The 17,034-nt window shown below is 65.6% G+C and carries 15 protein-coding genes and 1 pseudogene; 10 read left to right on the forward strand and 6 right to left on the reverse strand.

Features of this window, described 5'->3' with window-relative positions; all coding sequences use genetic code 11:
* The first annotated feature begins 99 nt into the window (after positions 1 to 99).
* Complete coding sequence (locus ACO1BU_RS16835) at positions 100 to 858, forward strand: SDR family oxidoreductase (protein ID WP_424137120.1); 759 nt, start codon at positions 100 to 102, stop codon at positions 856 to 858.
* Between the two features lie 245 nt (positions 859 to 1,103).
* Here ACO1BU_RS16835 and ACO1BU_RS16840 read toward each other — a convergent pair whose 3' ends face one another.
* Together ACO1BU_RS16840 and ACO1BU_RS16845 are read right to left on the reverse strand one after the other, a co-directional pair.
* Positions 1,104 to 1,898 carry an alpha/beta fold hydrolase gene (locus tag ACO1BU_RS16840; RefSeq protein WP_424137121.1) on the reverse strand — a complete coding sequence of 265 codons (795 nt, stop codon included), beginning with the start codon at positions 1,896 to 1,898 and terminating at the stop codon, positions 1,104 to 1,106.
* A gap of 244 nt (positions 1,899 to 2,142) precedes the next feature.
* Positions 2,143 to 3,264, reverse strand: coding sequence for an RMD1 family protein (locus tag ACO1BU_RS16845; RefSeq protein ID WP_424137122.1), 1,122 nt, complete (start codon positions 3,262 to 3,264; stop codon positions 2,143 to 2,145).
* Positions 3,265 to 4,141: 877 nt separating this feature from the next.
* Here ACO1BU_RS16845 and ACO1BU_RS16850 point away from each other — a divergent pair.
* Both ACO1BU_RS16850 and ACO1BU_RS16855 read left to right on the forward strand, forming a co-directional pair.
* A complete protein-coding gene (locus ACO1BU_RS16850) occupies positions 4,142 to 5,206 on the forward strand; it encodes a ceramide glucosyltransferase (protein WP_424137123.1) in 1,065 nt (354 codons plus the stop codon).
* 502 nt (positions 5,207 to 5,708) lie between these two features.
* Complete coding sequence (locus ACO1BU_RS16855; protein ID WP_424137124.1) at positions 5,709 to 6,104, forward strand: DDE-type integrase/transposase/recombinase; 396 nt, start codon at positions 5,709 to 5,711, stop codon at positions 6,102 to 6,104.
* Between the two features lie 414 nt (positions 6,105 to 6,518).
* Here the strand turns inward: ACO1BU_RS16855 and ACO1BU_RS16860 are convergent, their stop codons facing one another.
* Positions 6,519 to 7,091, reverse strand: a complete 573-nt coding sequence (locus tag ACO1BU_RS16860) for a YciE/YciF ferroxidase family protein (protein ID WP_424137125.1) — start codon at positions 7,089 to 7,091, stop codon at positions 6,519 to 6,521.
* A gap of 602 nt (positions 7,092 to 7,693) precedes the next feature.
* Positions 7,694 to 8,092 (reverse strand): DUF4112 domain-containing protein, encoded by a 399-nt coding sequence (locus ACO1BU_RS16865; protein WP_424137126.1) that lies wholly within the window; start codon positions 8,090 to 8,092, stop codon positions 7,694 to 7,696.
* A 754-nt stretch (positions 8,093 to 8,846) separates the two neighbouring features.
* On the opposite strand from ACO1BU_RS16865, the gene ACO1BU_RS16870 reads away from it, so the two are divergent.
* Together ACO1BU_RS16870 and ACO1BU_RS16875 are read left to right on the forward strand one after the other, a co-directional pair.
* Entirely contained in the window at positions 8,847 to 9,179 is a 333-nt protein-coding gene (locus ACO1BU_RS16870; RefSeq protein ID WP_424137127.1) for a hypothetical protein, read from the forward strand.
* A gap of 133 nt (positions 9,180 to 9,312) precedes the next feature.
* Positions 9,313 to 10,626, forward strand: a complete 1,314-nt coding sequence (locus ACO1BU_RS16875) for a vanadium-dependent haloperoxidase (protein ID WP_424137128.1) — start codon at positions 9,313 to 9,315, stop codon at positions 10,624 to 10,626.
* 39 nt (positions 10,627 to 10,665) lie between these two features.
* Here the strand turns inward: ACO1BU_RS16875 and ACO1BU_RS16880 are convergent.
* Positions 10,666 to 10,998 (reverse strand): annotated as a pseudogene (locus ACO1BU_RS16880) (DDE-type integrase/transposase/recombinase); the annotation flags it as partial.
* 462 nt (positions 10,999 to 11,460) lie between these two features.
* Between ACO1BU_RS16880 and ACO1BU_RS16885 the strand changes: the two are divergent.
* The 3 genes from ACO1BU_RS16885 (at position 11,461) to ACO1BU_RS16895 (ending at position 13,875) form a co-directional block, all read left to right on the forward strand.
* Entirely contained in the window at positions 11,461 to 11,604 is a 144-nt protein-coding gene (locus ACO1BU_RS16885) for a hypothetical protein (RefSeq protein WP_424137129.1), read from the forward strand.
* 253 nt (positions 11,605 to 11,857) lie between these two features.
* Positions 11,858 to 12,127 (forward strand): DDE-type integrase/transposase/recombinase, encoded by a 270-nt coding sequence (locus ACO1BU_RS16890; protein WP_424137130.1) that lies wholly within the window; start codon positions 11,858 to 11,860, stop codon positions 12,125 to 12,127.
* A gap of 512 nt (positions 12,128 to 12,639) precedes the next feature.
* Entirely contained in the window at positions 12,640 to 13,875 is a 1,236-nt protein-coding gene (locus ACO1BU_RS16895) for a GNAT family N-acetyltransferase (protein ID WP_424137131.1), read from the forward strand.
* A gap of 530 nt (positions 13,876 to 14,405) precedes the next feature.
* On the opposite strand, the gene ACO1BU_RS16900 is transcribed toward ACO1BU_RS16895, so the two are convergent.
* Positions 14,406 to 15,365: a helix-turn-helix domain-containing protein gene (locus ACO1BU_RS16900; protein ID WP_424137132.1), complete on the reverse strand. Its 960-nt coding sequence runs from the start codon at positions 15,363 to 15,365 to the stop codon at positions 14,406 to 14,408.
* 77 nt (positions 15,366 to 15,442) lie between these two features.
* Here ACO1BU_RS16900 and pobA point away from each other — a divergent pair, with 77 nt between their 5' ends.
* Both pobA and ACO1BU_RS16910 read left to right on the forward strand, forming a co-directional pair.
* Positions 15,443 to 16,678 carry a 4-hydroxybenzoate 3-monooxygenase gene (gene pobA, locus ACO1BU_RS16905; RefSeq protein ID WP_424137133.1) on the forward strand — a complete coding sequence of 412 codons (1,236 nt, stop codon included), beginning with the start codon at positions 15,443 to 15,445 and terminating at the stop codon, positions 16,676 to 16,678.
* Positions 16,679 to 16,709: 31 nt separating this feature from the next.
* On the forward strand, positions 16,710 to 17,034 hold a 325-nt coding region (locus tag ACO1BU_RS16910; protein ID WP_481133222.1), incomplete at its 3' end, for a dioxygenase family protein.

The following is a 17,034-nucleotide window of genomic DNA, read 5'->3' on the forward strand; positions in this document are numbered from 1 at the left end:
CAAGCCGTGCTTCCCAAGCTGTCGCACGGTGAGCCTGCGGCCTGCCACCGCGTGATGGCGCCGGCCGCCTGAACCCAACATCACCCGAGGAGCGACACCATGAGGTTGACCGGCAACACCATCTTCATCACTGGCGCGACGTCCGGCATCGGACGCGGTCTGGCCGAGGCCTTCCACCGGCTCGGCAACAAGGTGATCGTTGCGGGCCGGCGTCTTCCGCTGCTGCAGGAGGTGACCGCCGCCAATCCTGGCATGGCCGGGATGGAGTTGGACATCACCGACCCGGACAGCATCCAGGCCGTCGCGGATCGGCTGGCAGCGGAGTTCCCGGCGCTGAACGTGCTGGTCAATAATGCCGGCATCATGCCCTTCGACAACTCGGCCGGGCCGATCAATGACGCCGTGAGCCAGAAGATCCTGGAGACGAACCTGCTGGGTCCGATCCGCATGACCTCCGCACTGATCGAGGGGCTGAAGCGGCAGCCGCGCGCCACCATCATCAACAACACCTCCGTGCTCGCTTATCTGCCGCTGGCGGGGAATGCGGTCTACTCGGCCAGCAAGGCGGCGCTGCACAGCTACACCCTCTCGCAGCGCTTCATGCTGCGCGGCACCTCCGTGACGGTGCAGGAGATCGCGCCGCCCTGGGTGAACACTGATCTCATTGGGAAGAGCGACGACCCGCGCGCCATGCCGCTCGGCGCCTTCATCGAGGAAACCATGCAGAAGCTGGCCGGCGACGAGGAAGAGATCGTGGTCGATGCTGTCCAGGCGATCCGCGACAACCCTGGCGCCGGCGAGCACAGGCTCGTCAACGAGTTCAACGCCGCCATGCTCGAGAAGCCGATCCCGGCCTGACGTCCGTTCCCATACCGGCTCACGCAATTCGAGGGGGCGTGGCGGCCTTGGTCGCCACGCCCCCGTCGCCTTCTGCCCCGAAGCGGATCGGTTCGCTTCCTGCGCCGGGTGCAGGGCTTCCAAGCGCCGGCGGGCGTCGCCGCCGCGACGCTCGCAGGTTCAGGCACCTTGCCAAGGCCGCGCAGTACCTTCTGGCAAAACCCCGGACTCCTCCCAGTTCGATGAAGCCGCTTTGGGCGGCCCGCCTAGGCCGCTGCCCGTGCGGTACGGATGAAGGTCCCTATATAGGCGGCCGCCGCCTCGGGGTACTGATGGTGGGGCGCGTGCCCGGCCTGTGGGTAGGTGAGCAGTTGCAATGTGGGAAGCTGGCCAATCAGCGCGTACCAGTTCTCTACCGGGAAGGCGATGTCATGGTCCGCGCCGATGTGCAGGACCGGAACCTTCGTCGTCCTCAGCGCCGCCAGCACGGCGTCGGCAGGAAAGGGCGGGTTGCGCGGCCTGTCCCCGAGTTGGGCGGCCGCCCAATCGCCTGGCACATCGGGGCTGCTGCCTTCCTGCCGGACGGAGAGGCGCTTCGCCGAGCGTTCCGCCGCGGCGCGGCTCTCGGCCGATGCCGGCTCGAAGAAGAGAATGGTGTCCTTGTCCAGCGAGCTGCCGGGAATGCGCGCCGTGTCGATGAACAGCTGCTCCGGAAGCTTCACCACTGGGCCGGGCGGCGTGGTGCCGATGAGCACGGCGTGGGAGACGAGGTCGGGCCGCGTGGCCAGCAGCACCTGCGCCACGATTCCGCCCAGCGACCAGCCGCCGAGCACCACGCGCCCGAGGCCGAGCGCCCCGATCAGTGCCGCCGTATCTTTGGCCAGGACGGCCGGGTTATAGGTGCGCTCGCCGGCCGAGAGGCCGAGACCGGCGTAGTCGAAGGTGATGACGCGACTGAGACGCGTGCGGCCTTTAGCCGGAGCTAGCGACCGGGGGCTGTGGCCGTGATAGCCGTTGCACCCCCAAGTCAGCTTTCCGGGAACCCGAAAGTTAGTTCCCATTCGGGCCAGTGATAGCACCTGCCAACAGTGCAAGTCCGGCGGTTGTTATGGCCCTAACAGACCAGCTCAGCATGCGGACCCGGTCCTCGCATGCCGTGTGGGGGACTTGCCAAATAGGCCGGGTACGGCGCGGCTAGGTGCTCACCAACATGGCCATGGCTTGGTCGCGCTTCAGCAAGCATGAGTCCCGGCGCCGACCTGACCGCCTCGCTGGCTGCGGTCCATTTAGGTACAGCTCCACTCTTCAGTGCCGCACGAGCGATAGCACGATCTCGAACGCGATGAGGACCAGAATCGCGATCTCCAGCAGTTCGGCCCGGCCGCCTGCGGTCTCTCCGTGCAGCGCTGTGTAGGTCTGGCGAATGATGTCCAGCTTGCGATCGACGGCAGCGCTGACCTGGGGCACACGAAAAAGCCCAATGGCGGCGGCGTAGACGCGCGCGAGATAGACGTCCTCGGTCACCTGCAAAGCGTTATCCACCCGCTCGGCCAGCTCGGTCACCTCGGCAACCAGGGTGTGAAGCTGCCGGGCGAGCCGCGCGTAGCGCCGCGAGGCGAGGAGGTTGGTGCGTCGTCGTGCAGTCTCTACCAGCGCCCGCATGCGCGGCAGCTCGTCATCCAGCATCTCGTCATAGCTACGCATCTCAAGAAGTTGTGCATTGGCCATTTCCAGCACGTCCGCGACGTCGGTTTCCCGTCGTGGTTCCAGGATAAAAGCGCGGTCCCAGGTGATCACCGCCAAATCGTCTGGATGATAGGAGAAGCGCTGCGCCAGGAGGTCGCGCCGCGCTCCCTCCGAAAGCGGCCGCTCCTCGCCGGAGAGAAGCGGCACGAGATCGACGCGCTGCTGCAATGCCTCTGCGGTCATTGGCTCGCTGAAGGCATTCACCATGCCAATGAGGTAGTCTTCTTCCAACGGTACCGCGGTCGGGCGGTCAAGCGCCTCCCCAAGAAGACCGCGGATCTGCGACAGCAGCCTGTCCCAGACCTCCGTCTCGGCAGCGGGACCTACCGCTCGATCGGCCTGGTTCATCAATGCTGTGAAGGCGGTCCATGTAAGGTCCTGCGCGGGAAGCTGCAGGGCCAAGGCCGCAATCCCGAAGTCGTAGAGCCTTACGCTTGCCTCGGCCATCATGCTCGTTCCGTCGAGCAGGAGCGGCACGGGGCCGAGGGCGAGGCCGAGAGGAGGCACGCCAAAGGACACCGCCTTGGACGGCGTGCCGGCGAGCCGGGCCCGAGCGCTGGCGCCCTGGGCGCGCCGTGCCCAGAGCTCCTCCGCGCGCTTCAGGTCAATTTCATAAGCAAGGTCGAACAGGCGGAGGGCAGCGATGTGTCCCGACCGAACCAACAGTTCCTGCTCAGCCACTCCGTCCTCCCCTCTCGGCTCTCCGACGGAGCCGTCACGCATGTATGCTCGCGCGGTCTTGAGGCGCACCAGCAAGATCGGACCATCTAGTATGATTGCCTTGGTAGCCCAAGCTACGTGACGCCGTGCGCCCCTCGCGGCGCACGGCCCCGCCTCGGAAAGCGCCACTGACCTCTACGGGAGGTCGACAAGAAAGCCTAGCTGGACTTGTCACTGTGTGGCCCAGATCCGCGCCGGCGTCACGCCTTCCTCACACCCCAGCCGCAGAGCACGGGCGAGGGCATCAAGCCTGCAACCGAGTAGCGGGGCCGTCAGCGGCCGGATAGTGTCGTGTGGCAGGGTGTGATGCATCGTGCCTGACTTATCAAATGAAGCCAAGCGAGCCGGCTGTCGCAGCCAGGGTCACGGGCGCATGAGGAAAGCCGATGACAAAAGGCCATGCCATCCTGGCAGAGGCGATCGAGAATTGAGGAAAGGCGGCGGAAGGCGGGGCAGTCGTCCGTTTGTATTTGACCAGGGACGGCGCGCGGCTCGTTTTCGTCATTCATGGCGATACGAAGCATGCTGATGGAGAAAATCAGATGCGGCTGCCATAAGAGCCTGCAGATCCTGCTGCTCCGTCGGGATGCTGGATCGCAAGGGTCGGCAGTAGACTGTCAAAAAGCGATCATCGGACTGTCATGTGGATGTTGGTAGAACGGCGCAAGAAAGCCGCATTCTTGGCGCGGAAAGCAGCCTGCCGACCGGCCGCTCGGGCGTCGTTCGCGGGATTTAAACCTGCCCCGGGGGGAGCACCAGCGGTTTGCTCGTAAATTTGTTCTTGACGTGCTGCGCCGCTCTGACCGTTGTCAATACTGCAAGTGTCGGCTTAGCCGCTATGCGTCTTCGGCGCCGGTCCCGCTTACCGGCGCATACGGGGAGCGCGCCGGCCGTCAGCATCATCCGGCCAGTCTGTGGGATCGAACCCTTCATCGAGGAGACCTTGGCATCGGGCTTCGGGCTCGACTACCCGGCCTATGAATTGCTCTTCTGTGTCGAGCGGGCCGATGATCCGGTGGTTCCGGTCATCCGGAAGCTGATAGCGGCGCATCCGCAGGTCATAGCGTCTCTGCTGATCGGCGACGAGCGGGTCAACGACAACCCCAAGCTCAACAACTGCATCAAGGGCTGGCGCGCGGCCCAGCACGACTGGGTTATCCTGGCCGATTCAAATGTCCTGATGCCACCAGACTACGTTCAGCAACTCATGAAAAACTGGCGAGCAGACACGGGCCTAGTCTGCTCCACCCCGCTCGGCATCCGTCCCGGCAATTTCTGGGCCCAGGTTGAATGCGCCTTCCTCAATACACTCCGGGCGCGCTGGCAATACGCCGGAGAGCAGATAGGGCTGGGCTTCGCCCAGGGAAAGACCATGCTCTGGCACCGCCCCTTCCTCGAAGCGCGGGGCGGCATAGAGGCACTGGCCACCGACATTGCAGAGGATGCCGCAGCGACGAAATTGGTGCGTGCAGCGGGGCTACAGGTTCATCTGGTGGACAGTCCCTTCGAGCAGCCCCTCGGTGCGCGGACGGCGCGTCAGGTGTGGAACCGGCAACTCCGATGGGCACGTCTGCGGCGCGTGACCTTTCCTCTCTTCTTCGCGCCGGAAATCCTGAGCGGCGCGACGGTGCCCCTGGCGGCGGGATTGATCGCGGGTGCCGCAGCGGGGATCAGCCTGCCCCTGATCGCCATCGGGCTACTCGGCCTTTGGTACGGCGCCGAAGCAGCTCTGGCCGCAAGCAAGGGCTGGCCGCTCTCCTGGAGGCTGGTGGCGGCCTTCGCTCTGCGCGATGCGATGATTCCCGCCTTATGGCTCATGGCCTGGACGGCTGGGCGTACAATCTGGCGCGGCAATGCCATGAGGATCCGCTTCGAGCGGGTTCCGTCAGAGCAGCCGGGCTGAGGCTATCCTGGCTCCTCGCCGGGGCGGCCTGGGTAGCAAGCGCCGCGGCCGTTGCCCTCCACAAATTGCGTCCAGGGGCCGTGGAACTGTAGTATCATGTCACCGGTGTTCCGGAGCAGAACCATTGCGAAGGGGAACGCGAGTTCTGCATTTTCCAAGCGGTTCTGTCAGCGCTCACGCTAGGAGCGGCGTGATTGGCTGGGCGGGGCCTCCGCTGGTAGGCTTCGCAACAAGCGGGGCGGGGATCGGGAATGAGCTGCGTTGACTACGGTTGCCTGGCCAACTCGGAGCAGCGGGACCGCACGCGCGGGGCTACCGGCGCCTCCGCTGACATCATTGTGGTTCGCAGTTCAGTCAGCGCAGCGGTGGCGTGCTGAACTGAACCCAGTATCCGGGTGACGTCATTGCCTTGGCCGTACTCTGGCGCTTGCGCCATCGCCCCACACCGTCGGACCTCAGCGAGATATTCCTGTAGCGCGGCATCGTATTCAGCCATGGGGCGTTGCGCGATTGGGAGGCGAAGCTCACACCCGTTCTGACTGCCGAGCTCCGGCAGCGCCGTCGGAGTGAACATAGAGCTGGTTGCCGATCTCGGCATGCCGACGAGACCTACTTGAAGGATCGCGGCCGCTGGTGCTTTCTCTACTGCGTCATCAACCGCAACGGTGATCCGGCCGACACTCTGCTGAGCGAGCACCACGACATGGCGGCCGCCCAGGCCTTCCTCCGCTTGGCCAGGTCGGCTGCCGGCATGCTCCACGGCCGCGCCACCATGGACGGGCACGGCTCCTATCCATGCGCGACCTGTTCGACGCTGGGTCGACACGTGAAGCGCCGGACGAGCGCCTACCGCCCAGTGCATCTCAAATCACGCAGATGCACTTGGCGCGAGAGCTGAAAGAACCGCAAGATCCTATCTCAGAAGCGACGCTCACTGCCCACTGTGCAATGCACCTGACTAGCGCCGATCCCAGCTGCGAGTAGCGCTCCTACTTTCCGGACAACTGCTGCTCGGGCCACAGAAGATTCACGCCCACAGTCGTCGGTTCTGCGTCTGAGCCGCCTAGGAACATGACCCAGGCACGATGCCTATCTCCCGCTCTCGTGGCACCCTGACTCCCATCTTGCCCGATATGAGCAACTGCGGCGGCAGTTCGATTTCACCGCGCGGCGCAGCGCACGGGTTGTTCATGCATCCTTCCAAATTGGGCGCTCAGCCATGGGACCGGGGTGTGGTGGAGAACGGCGTAGCTGCCGTTGAGAAAAGACGACGCGCCGCAAGGCTCATAAGCCCTACGGCGCGTGCCTCATCTCAGGCCTTAGCCTTCTTGCCAGCCGCCGCGCGCTCGGGCGCGGCCTCTTCCTCCTCCGGCATCTCGTCGGTCTCGTTCTCTCCCTCATCGGTCTCTCGAGCGTCGAAGCCCTCGGCGATTTCCGTGAGAAGAAGGTCGGTCCTCCTCTCCTCGTCCAGGGTCTGCTCCAGCAGTTCCGCGGCCTCCGGCAGGCCGAGTTTGAGGGCCCAGGTCCTGAGCAGGCCGTAGCGGGCGATCTCGTAGTGCTCGATGGCTTGGGCGCAGCCAATCAGCACGTCGTCCGCCGCCTCGGTGCCGCCGAAGTCCTCCAGGTCCTCCTCCATTTCCGCGGTCAGGCCCTGCATCGCCTCGCAGGTCTTGCCCTTGGCAGGCTTGCCAAGGATCTCGAACACCTGCACGAGGCGCTCGACTTGGTTGGCGCTCTCCTCTGCATGCTGGAGGAAAGCGTCCTTCAGCTCCGGCGCCTTTGCAGCCTTGGCGGACTTCTTCAGCGCCCGTACCGACTGCTTCTCGGCGTAGTAGACGTCCTTCAGCGTCTCGTGGAACGCATCCCGCAAAGTCTTTTCCGCCATGTGACAGCCCTTTTCCCCTTCGGCATCCAGAACCGACTGCCGAGCACGGAGTGAACGTCCTAACAGGGAGGTAGCTGCCCTGGGTCATGAACCCGTCATGCCGGGCAAGGTAGACAACAGCGCTAGCTGCCGGGAGACGTTATCTGGACGGTGCTGCAGCAACACAAGGTAAGGCGCAACCAACGCCCATTCCTCACCGGACATGTCAGTCGGATAGGGGCTGCGAACTATGCCCGCAATCTGGCCCTCCCGTCAGTCCACAACAGCCTCTGGACGGAGGCCGCCGTCGCCGCCCTGTGCGGCGGCGGCAGCCTCGTCCCGGGCTGAGCGGGCTACCCGGACGGCGCACCGGCTAGCACTGGAACTGGAGGCTCTCCGGGCCGAGGGCATCACCACCTGCGCGGGGCTCGCACGTGCGCTGATGAAGCGTGCGGTGCTGACGCCAAGCGGAGGTGTCACCTGGACCCACACAACAGTGGTGAGGGTATTAGCAAGGGACGATGCTTAGCGAGGCTGGCAGCATCGCAGTGACCGGAACGTAGCATGCGACCTGAAGGGTGGAGCCCATGTGATTCCTTGATGCGCGCGGCCCGAGCTACGGTTCACTTCAACGAACGTCTCTGCTGATCGAGATGGCGCCGTAGCAACTCCATGTTGCGGAGGTTAGCGCGGAAGAAGACGTCACCGATTGAGCCCGCGATGGGCACCGCGCTGATCAGGGCGTCGAGACCGACATTGGCGGCCATGCGCAACAGTGTCCCAGGTCGCACGCCGAGACGATGGGCCTCCCAGATGAGATAGGCCGATACAGCCGTCGGAACGACCGGCCCGACGCCCGGTATCAGGCTCAGGATGGCGTCCGCGCCGAACCGAATGCCGGTACCTGGGATATGCCATTTGCTGTCGAGAATCCGTGCGATGCTCCGTAGGCGAGCGTGGCCTAGTTCCGCGTGCTCGGCAGGAACCCTCAAGGGGGTGATCGAAGTGGTTAGGTTGCGCATGGTGCTCCTCCGCGCGGACCGGCGGGGCCGTCCCTGGAAGGGCTAACGCCTCTTCTGGGCCCTCGGTGGGATCAGCTTGGCCAGCCCCCTATGATGCGGGTCTATGCCGTCTTAGCGCAGAAGGGCTGGAGGCTGATCTCGGGGGGCATCCGAGCGGCACCGGCGGCAGCGCGGGCGGGGGGCGGTGCTGAGTAGGTATCGGGGCTCTGTGCCGTATCCTCTCTGAAGGTGCGGTGGTCGACGGCCCGGCTTCGTGCAACCAGCCAGGGACTCTCTCTTTCTGTCGACGTGCCACACTGGCCGGCTGGAACGGTGCGATTGATGCCGCTCAATCGACCGGCGGCCGCATGGGGCCACATACCTGGCATACAGGATTGATAGGAGTGCCGGGTGCCGACTGGGTGCCAGATGCGCCGGTTGAGAGGCCGCCGGGGCAGGCAAGGCCGAGCCGTCCGCGTTATAGGAAAAACTACCTTTCTGAGCCCCGGCAGGCGAAGCCGGACACGCATGTCGCCTTCATCCAAGAGCCTGAGGGCGTGCGAATCGAGCTGATCGAGCGCATGACGGGCTGACAGTCATGGGCGGGCCTGCCGCGTGCAGCCGGATGCTGGCCTGTGCTGGCGGCTGCTGGAGCAACGAAGCCGGCCGGCACGGAGGAGCGCGGTCGGTTTGTTATAGAAATCTCTGCCGGGTCCGGCAATCTGCGGAGAGGCGGCTGCAATGGCGCAGACGCTGGAAGCCAGGTAGCCCTCCAATGATCCGATTATATTCCCTGATCCGCATTTCGGTGGCGGTTTCCGCAGTGGCGCTGCTTGCTGCCTGCGCGCAGACAACTCCCCCGCCGGCGCCAATGACGGAGCCGATGCGCGGCGCGGCGCTGCCCCCACCGGACCGGCTGCCGGCCAGTGGCGGCACCCCCGCGATTGCGACCGAGCAGATGCGCGGCGGGCCGCTGCCGGCTCCAGGCAACGCGGTCGTCAGGAGAGGGGGCGCCGCGCCTCAGATCGGGACCGAGCCCATGCGAGGCGGGCCGCTCGACAACACCGGGCCCGACCAAGCCGTCGGCGGCCAGACCAGGGCGCAGTAAAAGGCAACGGATCCGGCGCGGGCGGGCGGCGTTCCGCATCCTCGCCCGTGCCCTTCGGCCGGAGAGCCCTCGCCAGGCCTCCGGCGCTGCCGACAAGGTGCAGGGCGTCCGGCGCGCGAGGTAGGGGGCGGTCATGACAAGTCTTCGCGGCAGAGCTCTCCTGTCCCGCCGCATGCTTCTCGGCGGCGCGACGGCGTTCGCTGCCCAGCATGCCTCGGCGGAAGCGGGGCCGCGGCGTCCGCCGGCCCTGCTGAGGGCTGCGTTGCCGGGCGGCATGGCGGATGGGCTCGTCGCCCGCTGGATGCGCGTGGCCGACCGGTTCGCCAGTGACCCGCAGGCCACGGATTGGCCACGCGCAAACACAATCGCAGTAGTCGCCATGGCCATGCATGACGCGCTGAACGCCGTCGAACCGCATTATCGCCGCTGGAAGCCGCGCGGGCGCTCCGAGCCGCATGGCCTTGATGCCGCATCGCCCATCCTGGCCATGTCCATGGCCGCCCTCACAGTACTGGAGGGTAGGAACGCCAATCCTGACCTGTTTGCCGAGGCCCGGGATCTGTTTTCCGCCGTGATGGCGGCGGAGGATTCCGAAGCGGCCCGCTCCGCGGGAGCAGCGCTCGGGCGCGCCGTGGCCATAGCGCTGCTGGACGATGCGGGCCCGCGGCCGGAGAAGCGGAACTTCATCGTCTCCGATGCGCAGGGCCGGTGGCGACCCACGCCACCGTTGATGATGAACAGCTTCATCTATCTCGACCGGCCTTTTCTCTTCCCAAATCGTCATCTCATGCTGGGTCCGCCGCCGCCGGATCTCGGTTCCGCGCGCTATCGGACAGATGTGGAGGAGGCCTGGCGCATGGGCGGCGCCGGGCGGACGGAGCGGAGCGAGGCGCAGACCGAGGCTGCACGGTTCTGGGTGCCGCAATCGCTGCAGCGGAACGTGATGCAGGTCCTTCTCCGACGCATCGGCGAGCGGCCGCTGCCGGGTGGGATCTGGGACGAGGCCAGGATGGTCTCTATCCTGGCCGTGGCCTATGCCGACACGGACGTGGCGGTTTACGCTGAGAAATTCCACTACTCGTTCTGGCGTCCGGTGACGGCACTCAACCTCGGCAGCTCCGGCGTTCGCACGGATCCTGGCTGGCAGGCGCTGCTTCCGACACCGGCGCACCCTGACTATCCCTCCGGGCACAGCGCCGACCTGGCTACCGGCACGACCGTTATTGCGGGGCTTCTGGGCGAGGCGCCGGTCAGATATCAGGTTCTCGACCGTGTCGGCCAGCCGGTGCGCGAGTTCCCGAGCCTGGCAGCGATGCTGGAGGAATGCTCGGAAAGCCGGATCTGGGCCGGTGCGCATTTTCGGACAGCGGCCCAGGAAGGGCTGAGGATCGGCCGGACCATCGCGGCCCGTGCGCTCGAGCAGGTGCCGCCCGCACGCTGGCGGTAGCAGGCCAGCTCTGCGGGGGGATTCGGCGGGTGTCGATGGTCATGCATTGCTCAAAGGACCCCTTGCGGGCTTGCGGAGCCTCCCTGAGCAGGTACAAACCTCGCAAGGCGAGACAGCGGCGGATCGCGGGAAGCTGCTGGTCCCGACGGGTGCAAAGGCAACGAAGGCGCAGAGTTCGTCGCATCCTCGACAGAGGAGTTCGGCCGCCTCGAATGCTTTGAAGCCCCGCATACAGCGGATCCGGCCTTTGACGCCGCCGTGATTCCGCTCCAGTCCGTTATTCTTATGGGCGCTTGCCCGGTGCTTTACATATCGGTCCAGCGTCGAACGGATCGCGCACGGGTGGGAGCCATGCCTGTCCGTTGTGACGCGGTCGGGGGCCGTACCAGTATCGAATTAGGCTGAGCGGAAGAACGCTTTGGCGGCCGTCAGGTCTCGGAGATTGACTACGCTGAGGATCTCAGCGCGTCCCTACGCCGATGCTCGTCAAACACGCGACAGCCACCAAGTCACTGCAACCAGGGCGCCCGGCATCCGCTCAGCAGACAGGGTTCCCGACGTACAGCTTGGGATCTACGCAGGCGTCCTAAACGGCCCGCCGATGATCTGGTAGGTAGATCTCACCCCAGATCTGCTGGGCCCCACACGAAGCTGACGCTCCGATGCCTGATCACGCTTTTCAAGTTTGCCGCAAATTCGATACGAGGGATACTTTGGACTCCGTCCCGGGAGATGACGTGGCGATAGCGGCGGCCAGCCTGAGTGCACATGAGCGCCTGCAGGGACCGCTTGGCCTGTGCAGCTGGCGCGCAGGCTGGCGGTCCCTGCTGCTGCGTGTACGAGAAGCCGGAAGAGGTCGACAGCCTAGTCACCGCACCGACAACCGATCAGTTGATCGTCCTCGTCATGAACGGCAACTTCGACATCGAAGGGCGCTATGCGGGACGGTGGCGAGTGACTTCGGTGAGTCCGGATTGAGCCCTCAAGGGACGGCAGTTTACTGCGGAGGTGATCCTCTGGGCGGTGCCGCTAGTACCTGATATTCCCAATCAATCACCGCGATCTCGAGCTGAGGCTCGCCGGCCGCAGCGCGGAGATCGCGCACATCATCCCCTTTCGCTGGATTCAGGCCTACGCGCCAGAAGTAGAGAAGCGGATCCGGCCGCACTTGCATGCCTCGAACGGCTCGTGGCTGGCCGACGAGACCTACGTTCGGGTGAAGGGCCGCTAAGTGTACATCTACCGCGCAGTCGACGGCCTCGGCCAGACTACCGACTTCCTGCTCTCGGACAAGCGGGATGCTGAGGCCGCGAAGCGGACCTTTCGCAAGGCGCTGGGGCAGCCGCATAGGGTGAACCCGCGCAACATCACGGTGGACAAGAACCCGACCTGCCCCTGCGCTGTCGAGCAGATGAAAGAGGCCGGAGAGTTGTGGCGACGCTCGCGGCTAGGCTCGGCAGTTTCCACACTGCGCGACGAACACTGGCAGGCTGGGTGGTGATGGCAATGGTGAGGAAGGGGCAACTTTGGAAGATTGACGGGCACGACATGCGGGCCCAAGCTATCTTCATCGCCGAGCTGTTCCAGATTGCTGCCTGATTCGCCTGCTATCCAGGCCATCTGCGGCCCGTCGCAAACTTTGCGACGCAACCTGTAGACGGGTTCACCGTCATACGCGCCGTCCGCAGCGTCAGATCCCCACGCACTTCAGCTCAGCCTCAGAGGCCGGCCAGTTCTGGACCGGGCAGCAGGACCTTCGGTGCGATGATGCTGGGCGGCGTCATGCGTAAATGCCATTTCCGATACGATAACGACAACCAGAGCTGGGCTACCCGCCACGGCGTCCCGCACCAACGCCGCTGCACATCTCATCAGAGGTAGCTCTCATGCACAATATTAGATGCGGCGCTCCCCGATTAGCTTTGGGCCTTCCTTCTGGGGGCCCGCATGACCGCGATATTCGGAGCCTTGGATCGGGCAGGCATGGCGCGAGTGGCCACCACGCGCAGTGGGATGAGAGCGGAAGCCGCGGATATCGGAACCAGCTACTGGGCAGAAGTGGTGGACGCGCCGGCCTTTGCCTGCCTCGATGCGCCATGGCGCGCCCTCTGCGCCCGCGCGGCGGTGCCGAACGTCTTCATGGAGCCGGCCTTCGCGCTGGCCGTGCCGAACCAGTCCGGCCAGCAGCTGCGCGTCCTGCTCGCTTGGCAAGGTGAACAAGGTTCGGCGGAGGCGCGACGTCTTGTCGGCGTCTGGCTCGTGCTGCTGGGCCGCTCGCGCCCGACATGGCCACGGAAGGCGCTCATTAGCCCGGTTAGCCCTGTGGCCTATCTTGGCACACCAGTCCTCGACCGCGATGTGCTGAAGCCGGCCCTGCGCGCCATGCTCATTGTGGCGCGTACCGACCCCACACTGCCTGACCTAGTGCAACTTTGTGACCTGAACACAGAGCTCCTGCCGGATTTCCGGACCGTCCTGCGCGAGGAGCAGATGCAGACCGCCATCATCGGGGGGCGCTCGCGCGCCCGACTTCTACCACACCCCGACGCGAAGGCCTTCTGGGCGGCCTCGATGTCGAAGACCCGGCGGCAGGGGCTGGAACGCCAGCGCCGGCAGCTTGCGAAGGCGGGCCAGTTGGCGTTTTCGGTAACACGGGAGCCGAAGGCCATCTCGGCGATGACCGAAGAGTTCCTCGCTCTGGAGGCTTCCGGCTGGAAGGCCCGGCGCGGAACCGCGCTAGGCTCGACGCCGGCGACTGCGGCGCTGGCCCGGCGCATGATTGAAGGACTGGCAAAGGACGGGAAAGCGGCGATCCATGCGCTCCGCCTGGACGGTGAGCCGCTGGCCATGGGCATAATCCTTTACTCCGGTGCCAGCGCCTTCACATGGCGGACGGCCTTCGATGAGGGCCACCGGCGCGCCTCACCCGGCGTTCTGCTGCTGGAGGATACGACGCGCACGCTACTTGCTGATCCTGCAGTTGCGGTGACTGACTCCTGCAACAGCGGCGACGTCGGATTCCAGGCCGAGCGCTGGCCGGAGCGGCATGAACTCGTGGACATGCTGATCGATTTACGACCGCACGGCGGGCCCGGCATTGCGCTGCTGGCAGCGCGGGAGCGAAGCCTCCGCAAACTGAAAGACACTGCGCGGCAGGTGCGGGACGTGCTGCGAAGTGCCGCACCACGTCTGTACCGACGGGCGATACCGCTGAAGGCTGCGGCTGCGCGGCTCATACGCGAGCGTTAAGCACGACTGAGTTGCATTGGTGGGCCCGGCGGCCTGTCCTCTGCTTTGAGGGCTGCCGGTGTATCGGGAGCCCCGCCTACGAACCGGACCTCGCCATCCCGACCGGCCTCGCGCGGCGAACGCTACCGGAATTTCGCTTCCCCGGGCAGGTCCCTGAACACCTCATCGTGGCACAGATTCCCGACAGCGGGAGCTTCAAGTTGGAAGGCCACGAACTCCGTGTGATCGACATGGGCCCTACGGATACCGACGACAGGCGTGACCGGCGACTTCAAGGAGCGGAGATCGACAGTGAGCGCGGGGGCGAGTTGGGCAGCACCGACGGGGAGGGCGCCTGGGAAGGCCTGTGCAGATCCAAGGCGCGCTTGGTTGGGAATCCTGCGCCCAATCCGCCAATCGGATTTCCTTTTTACTTCGGGTTGTTGCGCCGGCGGTCCAGCCTTTGGAGCCGGTTCGGCGGCCCGTGTCACCACATCCTGGTCCGGCGTTGGCGAAGTGCTGAGTGAGTAATGCCAGACCGGATAAAACCGTCATGATGCGGCCCTGCTCTGCCTGCGCGGCCGGGGCTCGTCGCCGTGCTGCCGCTGGTAGATGGCGGGCGGAACGCCCTCGTGACGGGTGAAGAAGCGCGAGAAATAGGCGGGCTCGAAGCCGAGGCTGTAGGCGACCCCGGAGACATTCCGGGACCCATGGATCAGCATGCGTCGCGCCTCGGCCAGAAGCCTTTCATGGACCATCGCGATCGGGGAGCGGCCCGTGACGCTTCGGCAGGCCCGTGTGAGCGTGCTCTGGGTCACACCGAGTTCCCGGCAGTATGTGTCCAGCCCGGCATGCTCCCGGTAACGCTGTTCGATCTGCTGGCGGAAGCGCCGGACCAGCGCGGCCTGTGCGCTCACCGCCGCCGGACCGGATGCTTCCTCCGCCAGCCGCCGCAGGAGGGAAAGAAGCAGGAGGACATGGCCGGCGAGCGACGCATGGCGCCCACCCCCGAAACTACTGAAGGCCAGGTCCAGACGGGTGAAGGCATCGTCCAGTTCCTCCAGGAGGGGATCCGTCGGCTCCAGCCTGAGGGTGAGGATGTCGTCCGGGACACAGGGCTCGCCGGTCAGGCGGCTGCAATCCGCGATGAACGCCTCCGTGAGGGTCAGGACATGGCCGGTGCTGGCCGGGTCGCAGCGCAGCCCATGCACCTTGCCGGCCGGAATGATGTGCAGCGCCGGGGCCTGGAAGGACGGTCCGGAGTTCCCGCCAAGGAGGACGCCCTCGCCTTCGCGGATCCAGAAGATCTGGTGCAGCTCGCGATGGCGGTGTGGCCGGATGTTCCAGCCATGCCGGGCGCTGCGCGTCACCAGCGGCTCCAGGTGAACCGGCTCCAGCCGGGCCTGCGGCCGAGTCTCACCATAGAGATCGAAAACCGGGATGACCGGCGTTCCGGTGCGGCTCCTGGCGGAACGGCCGGGGGGCGAGGCAAGCCTGCCTGAAAAGTCCAAGGATTTGCCTTGATCATCCATGGATCAAACAGAAGCATCGGCCCCATCTCTTATACAAGAGTCCAGGGGAGAACGTCGTGGAACACCGTACCCAGGTGGCCATCATCGGCGCAGGCCCGGCCGGGTTGCTGCTGTCCCAACTCCTTTTTCGGGCCGGGATCGACTGCGTGGTGCTGGAGCGAAAGTCCCAGGCCTATGTGGAGGCCCGGATCCGGGCCGGCGTGCTGGAGCAGGGCACGGTGGAGCTGCTGGAGAAGGCCGGCGTCGCCGACCGCCTTCACCGGGAAGGGCTGCCGCATCACGGCGTTCAGATGGCGCTGGATGGGGAGCTGTTCCGCATCGACCTGCACGGGCTGACCGGCGGCAAATCCGTCACCGTCTATGGCCAGACCGAGGTGACCCAGGACCTGATCCGCGCCCACCAGTCCCGCGGCGCGCCTCTCTTCTTCGAGGCGGAGGACGTCACCCTACACGACATCACGGGTGACCATCCCACCGTCACCTATCGTCTGGGGGAGGACACACACCGCATCGCCTGCGACTTCATCGCGGGCTGCGACGGCTATCACGGCGTCAGCCGGGCCAGTATCCCGGCCGATGTGCTGCGGGTGTTCGAGCGGGTCTATCCTTTCGGCTGGCTTGGCATCCTGGCCGATGTTCCACCCTGCGACGAGGAGCTGATCTACTCCAACCACGTCCGGGGTTTCTCGCTGGCCTCCATGCGCTCCCACACGCGCAGCCGCTACTACGTACAGGTGCCATTGAGCGAACGGTTGGAGGATTGGCCGGACGAGCGGCTCTGGGACGAGCTGGCCATTCGCCTCGGCCCCCAGGCGGCCGCCCGTATGACCCGCGGCCCGGCGATCGAGAAAAGCATTGCTCCACTCCGCTCCTTCGTGGCCGAGCCGATGCGCCATGGCCGCCTCTTTCTCGCAGGCGATGCCGCCCATATCGTGCCACCCACCGGCGCCAAGGGACTGAACCTGGCAGCCTCCGATGTCGGAATGCTCGCGGAGGCGCTGGTTGAGCATTACATCGGGCGTTCTGACGCCGGACTGGAGCATTACTCGGCCCGGGCCTTGGCCCGCGTCTGGATGGCCGAGCGCTTTTCCTGGTGGTTCACCAGCCTGACACACCGCTTCCCTGAGATGGACGACTTCGCGCGCCGCATGCAGGTGGCGGAGCTTGGCTACATTCGCGCCTCGGAGCGGGCGCGGATGGTGGTGGCCGAAAACTATGTTGGCCTGCCTCTGGCCTATGCCGCGGGCCTGGCGGGCTGGCGTGAGATCGCGCCGGTCCAGGCGGCAGGCTGATCACAAGCAACCCAGGAGGAGAGGGATCCCCATGAGTGAGGTTGTGCATGGTTATCGCCGGCCGGCTCTGGCGACGCAGCCGCCGCTGAACTCGCCTTCTTATGGCAGCACGCATGCGCGCTACCCGACGCAGCCCTTGCTGGAACTGCCGCATACGCTGACGGAGACGAGCAGCCCGGTCTTCACCCCGGCGAGATACCCGGAGATCACGGACCTGACCGTGCTGGAGAACGGCCGGGGTCATGCGATGGGCGAGCGGATCATCGTGGCCGGCCGGCTGAGCGACGAGGATGGCCGCCCCATCCGCCATGCCATGGTGGAGGTGTGGCAGGCCAATGCCGCTGGCCGCTACAACC

The organism is Roseomonas chloroacetimidivorans (genome assembly GCF_049629625.1).
Lineage (GTDB): Bacteria > Pseudomonadota > Alphaproteobacteria > Acetobacterales > Acetobacteraceae > Roseomonas > Roseomonas chloroacetimidivorans.

Bases quoted from the DNA above. Each gene is read 5' to 3' on its own strand.
- ACO1BU_RS16835 (WP_424137120.1), top strand. From the start codon at position 100: ATGAGGTTGACCGGCAACACCATCTTCATCACTGGCGCGACGTCCGGC.
- ACO1BU_RS16840 (WP_424137121.1), bottom strand. From the start codon at position 1,898: ATGGGAACTAACTTTCGGGTTCCCGGAAAGCTGACTTGGGGGTGCAAC.
- ACO1BU_RS16850 (WP_424137123.1), top strand. From the start codon at position 4,142: ATGCGTCTTCGGCGCCGGTCCCGCTTACCGGCGCATACGGGGAGCGCG.
- ACO1BU_RS16860 (WP_424137125.1), bottom strand. From the start codon at position 7,091: ATGGCGGAAAAGACTTTGCGGGATGCGTTCCACGAGACGCTGAAGGAC.
- ACO1BU_RS16865 (WP_424137126.1), bottom strand. From the start codon at position 8,092: ATGCGCAACCTAACCACTTCGATCACCCCCTTGAGGGTTCCTGCCGAG.
- ACO1BU_RS16870 (WP_424137127.1), top strand. From the start codon at position 8,847: ATGATCCGATTATATTCCCTGATCCGCATTTCGGTGGCGGTTTCCGCA.
- ACO1BU_RS16875 (WP_424137128.1), top strand. From the start codon at position 9,313: ATGACAAGTCTTCGCGGCAGAGCTCTCCTGTCCCGCCGCATGCTTCTC.
- ACO1BU_RS16895 (WP_424137131.1), top strand. From the start codon at position 12,640: ATGAGAGCGGAAGCCGCGGATATCGGAACCAGCTACTGGGCAGAAGTG.